Annotated in this window: 5 protein-coding genes; all 5 read right to left on the bottom strand. The window is 58.5% G+C overall.

Going from position 1 to position 4,480, the window contains the following annotated elements; genetic code table 11:
* The coding region (locus V3W31_00200; protein ID MEE9613358.1) for a prephenate dehydrogenase/arogenate dehydrogenase family protein at positions 1-243 on the bottom strand (243 nt) is incomplete at its 3' end.
* Between the two features lie 14 nt (positions 244-257).
* On the bottom strand, positions 258-1,271 hold the full coding sequence (aroF, locus tag V3W31_00195) for a 3-deoxy-7-phosphoheptulonate synthase (protein ID MEE9613357.1): 1,014 nt from the start codon (positions 1,269-1,271) through the stop codon (positions 258-260).
* A gap of 24 nt (positions 1,272-1,295) precedes the next feature.
* On the bottom strand, positions 1,296-2,426 hold the full coding sequence (gene hisC / locus V3W31_00190; protein MEE9613356.1) for a histidinol-phosphate transaminase: 1,131 nt from the start codon (positions 2,424-2,426) through the stop codon (positions 1,296-1,298).
* 31 nt (positions 2,427-2,457) lie between these two features.
* On the bottom strand, positions 2,458-3,540 hold the full coding sequence (gene pheA, locus V3W31_00185; protein MEE9613355.1) for a prephenate dehydratase: 1,083 nt from the start codon (positions 3,538-3,540) through the stop codon (positions 2,458-2,460).
* A 338-nt stretch (positions 3,541-3,878) separates the two neighbouring features.
* On the bottom strand, positions 3,879-4,480 hold a 602-nt coding region (locus V3W31_00180), incomplete at its 5' end, for a hypothetical protein (protein ID MEE9613354.1).

Raw genomic sequence — 4,480 nt, 5'->3', positions numbered from 1 at the left:
GACCACCAGGTCGGCGTCCCGCACCCCCTCGGCCACCTCGCGCGTGACGGAGTCGACGACCCCGAGCTCCATTGCGGCGTTGAGGTTGGGGAGCCCCCGGCCCACTCCTACGACCGTGCCCACGGCCCCCTTCTCCCTCAAGGCCAGGGCGAGCGAGCCCCCTATAAGGCCGACCCCTATGATCGCGACCTTATCGAAGTGAATTGTTTCCGTTTTCCCCTCGCCTTCCTCTACCACTGCCATCGACGCTATCTCCTTCAGATAGTCCTCCCCACGGACTCGGCCACCTTCTTCATGCTCTTCATAAGCTCGGCGAAGCTATCCGGTACGAGCGACTGCTCTCCGTCGGAAAGGGCGTTTTCCGGGTCCATGTGCACCTCTATCATGAGGCCGTCCGCCCCCACGGCCACGGCCGCGAGCGAGAGCGGGGCCACGAGGTCGCGTTTCCCCACGGCATGGCTCGGGTCTATGAAGACCGGCAGGTGGGTCTCTTTCTTCAAGACCGGCACGGCACTAAGGTCCAGCGTGTTCCGCGTCGCCGTCTCGAAGGTGCGTATGCCGCGCTCGCAGAGGATTATGTTGCTGTTCCCCTGGGAGGCTATGTACTCGGCACTCATGAGGAACTCCTTTATGGTCGCGGAGAGGCCGCGCTTAAGGAGCACGGGCCTGTCTACCTTGCCGACCTCGGTAAGGAGCCGGAAGTTCTGCATGTTCCTCGTACCTATCTGTATTATGTCCGAGTACTCGCAGAGGAGCGCCGTGTCGCGCGGGTCCATAAGCTCGCTCACTATCGGCAGCCCGGTCTCCTTCTTGGCCTCGGCGAGGAGTTTCAAGCCCTCTTCGCCCAGCCCCTGGAAGGAGTAGGGCGAGGTGCGCGGCTTAAAAGCACCGCCACGGAAGAACTTGGCTCCTGCCTGCTTTACCTTCTTTGCGGTCTCTATGAGTATCTCCCTGCTCTCAACACTGCAGGGGCCGGCTATGACCTGGATCTCTTTAGCGCCTATCGTTATCCCGTCGACCTCTATTACCGTATCCTCGCCCTTGAACTCCCGGCTTACGAGCTTGTAGGGTTTCAGGATGGGCATCACCTTCTCTACGCCGGGCAGTACCTCGAGCGGGGTGGAGGCAAGGAGCGACTCGTCGCCGATGGCCCCTATTATGGTCCTCTCCTTGCCCTTGGAGATATGTACCGCCAGACCGAGAGACTCTATCTTCTCGACCACGTGGTCCGTCTCTTCCTGAGTAACGCCTTTCTTGAGTACGATTATCATTTTTATTCTATCCCCCTTTAATTTTCATACCCTGCATTCGGTGACCTGTTTGAAGGCCTCGACGAAGCGCCTGTTCTCTTCGGGCAGTCCCACGGTGACGCGTATGTAGCGGCCGAGGCCGTAGCCCTTCATGGGGCGCACTATGACGCCTTTCTTCAAGAGGCCGTCGTAGACGGCCCCCCCGTCGTCCTCTCCGTCGCCGACCTTTACGAGGAAGAAGTTGGCCTCGGTCGGCACGCACTCGCAGCCGAGTTTTTCTATCTCCTCGAAGAGGTAGGCCAGCCCCGTGGCGTTATTCTCCCTCGAGCTCTCGACGTGTTCGGCGTCGTCGAGCGCGGCGAGCGCGGCCCCCATGGCGAGCGAGTTGACGTTAAAGGGCTGCCTCACCCGGTCCATGTAGTCGACTATATCCGGGCGCGCCACGCCGTAGCCTATCCTGAGCCCCGCAAGGCCGTATATCTTCGAGAACGTCCTCAAGAGGACGACCGGCCTGCCCTCCCGTATGTACTTGAGCGCGTCCGGGAACTCCGGGCTCGTTACGTATTCGTAGTAGGCCTCGTCGATGCAGACTATGGTCTCGTCCGGCACGGCCTCCATGAAGCGGTCGAGCTCGGAGGAGGTAACGATAGTTCCGGTCGGGTTATTCGGGTTGGATATGAAGACCACCCGCGTCTTATCGACGAGCCGTTCCGCCATTGCCTGGAGGTCTATGGTGAGCCCTTTTAGATCCACCCTTACGGCCTCGCCTCCGGCCGCCTGCACCACGAGCGGGTAGACGGCAAAGGAGGGGTCGCCCATGAGGACCTCATCACCGGGGCGGAGAAAAGTCCTTATAATAAGCTCGATTACCTCATTTGAGCCGTTCCCGGGGATGATCATCTCCGGGGCCACGCCGAGCCTTTCAGAGAGCTTTTGCTTAAGGTAGTAGCACGAGCCGTCCGGGTAGCGGTTGAGCGAGCCGAGCGCCCCGGATATCGCCTCCACGGCCTTCCTGGAGGGGCCGAGCGGGTTCTCGTTACTGGCGAGCTTTATGGAGCCCTCTATGCCGAGCTCCCTCTCCAACTCCTCTATGGGCTTTCCCGGTGGATAGGGCGTTAGCGAGGCTATGCCCTCGGGGACGCTTATATTTAGTTTTTTGCCTGAACTTTTCACCATAACCTGTTGGTATTTCAGTTATAATCGACACTTAATTGGACTTTGGGTAAGAGCCGAGGAGCTTGAAGAAGCTCCCGAGCTTTTCAAGCTCGCCCAAAGCCTCTTTTATGGGGTCCTCCGAGACGTGCCCGTCCATGTCGAGGAAGAAGATATACTCCCATGCCTTGCTCCGGAGCGGCCGGGACTCGATCTTCGTAAGGTTTATCCCCCTCGACGCGAACGGTTTCAGCATCGCGTAGAGCGCGCCGGGGGTGTCCTTTGTGGCGAACATGGCGCTCGTCTTGTCGCGTCCGGTCTTTTTGGGCTCCTTGCCCTTGCCTATGACCAGGAAGCGCGTGAAGTTATGCGGCTGGTCTTCGACCTTCTTCTCCACTACCCGGAGGTCGTAGAGGGTGGCGGCGGCCTCGCTCGCTATGGCGGCGGTCCGCGGGTCCACGGAGGCGGCCTGTGCCGCGGCGGCCGTCGAGGCGGCGTCGACCACGGGTACCTTGGGGAGCTTCTCCTTCAGCCACTTGTCGCACTGGGCGAGCGCGTGCGGGTGGGACGAGACCCTGTCGACGTCCTTCATCTTGCCGCTCTTGTTCATGAGCGCGAGCGAGACCTCGAGCATCACCTCGGCGCATATCTTGAGCTCCGAGGTGACGAACATGTCGAGGGTGTGGCTGACGACCCCCTCGGCGGTGTTCTCTATGGGCACCACGCCGAACTCGGTCCTGCCGCGCTCGACCTCGTCGAAGACCTCTTCGATCTCGCTCCTGGGCACGAACTCGCCGGAGAGGCCGAACTGCTCCATGCAGGCCTGGTGGGTGAACGTGGCCGGGGGCCCGAGGTAGGCGACCTTAAGCGGGCTTTCGAGCGAGAGCGACGCGCTTATTATCTCCCTGAATACGCTCTTAAGCGCGTGGTCGGGGAACGGCCCCGTATTCTCGGTTGTAAGGCGCTCGTAGATCTCCCGCTCCCTGTCGGGCTGGTAGAACTCCGTATTATCCTTCCTCTTTGTCGTGCCCACTTCGAGGACGTGCCCGGTCCTCTCGTTCAAGAGTTTCAGGATCTTCAGATCGATAGCGTCGATCTTGTTGCGGAGCTCTTCTATTTTCTTTCCATTTTTAGCCATTTTCCCCGTTATTTCTCTTCCTTCAATTCTTTATGGTCAAGGATTCTTTTTAACATTGAAGCCCCCCTCAGCTTGCCGCAGGACTAAAATACTAATTAGTAACGAATTCGTATTTTAGTATTAACCCGGAGGAAAATCAAGGGGATTCGGTTGCCAGCGTGACTCTGGGCCCGATATTCAGAACCGCACGATATCCCCTCCCCGTCATACCGGGCTTGACCCGGTATCCATGTTTTGTCGGGGCGGGATTATCTGCTTGAAAGAGGGGGGGAGGGTCGGCGATACTGCGGTCGTCTGTTATGTGGCGGGGGGGAGGGTCGGCGATATGGTAGGACCTTTTATTTTCGTTCCATCATCTTTTTCAGGTCCTGGTGCATGAGTAGGACGGCCGATGCGGCCGCGAGGGTCGAGCGGGTCTCAGGCGTCACTGAGTTATGCATCCAAACGGTACCCTTGTTGATAATCTCCACCGCTCCCACAACGCGGCCCTTGATACGGAAGATATAGCCCGTCGGCTCACCCGCTTTCAAGGGAGTCGCGTCATAATGGTATGTCACCGATATGTCGATTTGAGTATCGCCATCCGTCACAACCCCTGCCATTACCAACTCATGTTTAGACTGCTCCATGAGAAGCTTTGAAACCTCCTCGCTGCCTTCCTGCTTCATGATGCAAAGCAGTTTCCGGTTGTATGCGAACTCTACAGTGACCCCTCTCAGGAGATTTTTTAATCCTGCTTTATCCCAGTCAGCCCCTGCGGCGCATTTCACTTCCCGGGTGGGGCGACCCGATTCATTGACTGAGAACTCATATTTCTGCTTTGCTTCGGAAGCACCATATGAAGCACCGAATGCCGATATCCACCATCCCTCCCCTTTGGCCCACCCCCGGTGGATATCGGTGACGTGGTAGGGCTCGAACTGAAATGACTTGCTAATGA

It is taken from the genome of Thermodesulfobacteriota bacterium (genome assembly GCA_036482575.1).
Taxonomy (GTDB): domain Bacteria; phylum Desulfobacterota; class GWC2-55-46; order GWC2-55-46; family JAUVFY01; genus JAZGJJ01.
Note: the sequence above shows the minus strand (reverse complement) of the source record. Positions and strands in the feature narration are given on the sequence as shown.